The 753-nt window shown below is 55.4% G+C and carries 1 pseudogene; it reads right to left on the minus strand.

Annotated elements, in window-relative coordinates:
- Positions 1 to 753: pseudogene (locus HEN33_RS26665) on the minus strand (phage portal protein); the annotation flags it as partial.

Here is a 753-nt window from a genome sequence, read left to right on the forward strand (position 1 = left end):
GCCTCTTTCACCATCTGCTCAAGCATCGGACGCACATCATCGGGGGTGATACTTTTGCCGTCCGCCGGTACCGGAATATTCGCAACCGCATCATTCACCGCCTGCTGCAGTACATCCGGATCATAATCACGACCATCACGCGGTACCGGAATGGTCCCCACAGCGTCATCCACCATCGCCTGCAGAACCGGATGTACCTCATCCACCGTCACATGCTTCTGTAATACCGCCGACAGGGAAGCCAGTTTCTCTTCAAACGCTTGTGCCTGCGCGGCCATCTTCTCCTCAAATGTGCGCTGTAAATCCGCCAGCACCGTGGCGAATTCTTCTCCCAGTGCACGAATAATGGACAGTTCCCGTTCCGTCATTTTCGCAGTATCCCCCTCAACATCGCTTTCACCGCACCATGCTCTGTTTCACTGATTGCCTTATTACCGTCAGATGCGCCGTCAGGCAGTTGGGCTGAAACTCTTTTCCCGGACGACGCAAACGGATCTTCACGGGCATCACGACGGGACAGCGCCTCCAGACTGTAGTTCTGCTGCTGAAGATACAGTGCATCACCGCCGGCAAGGGGCGGCAGGTTCTCACGTTTACGGGCCTCATTGGGCGTGAGAAGCGTATTTTTCACCGACTCACCCAGCGTTTTCATGCGCCGTTCGCTGTCCATTCTCAGCAGCGTGGTGACGTCAAACTCCGTACTCTCGTTTTCCCCCGTTTCCAGCGCCTCATCCAGTAACAGTTCAATGGACT

Source organism: Escherichia sp. 94.0001, from assembly GCF_013369155.2.
GTDB classification, from domain to species: domain Bacteria; phylum Pseudomonadota; class Gammaproteobacteria; order Enterobacterales; family Enterobacteriaceae; genus Escherichia; species Escherichia coli_F.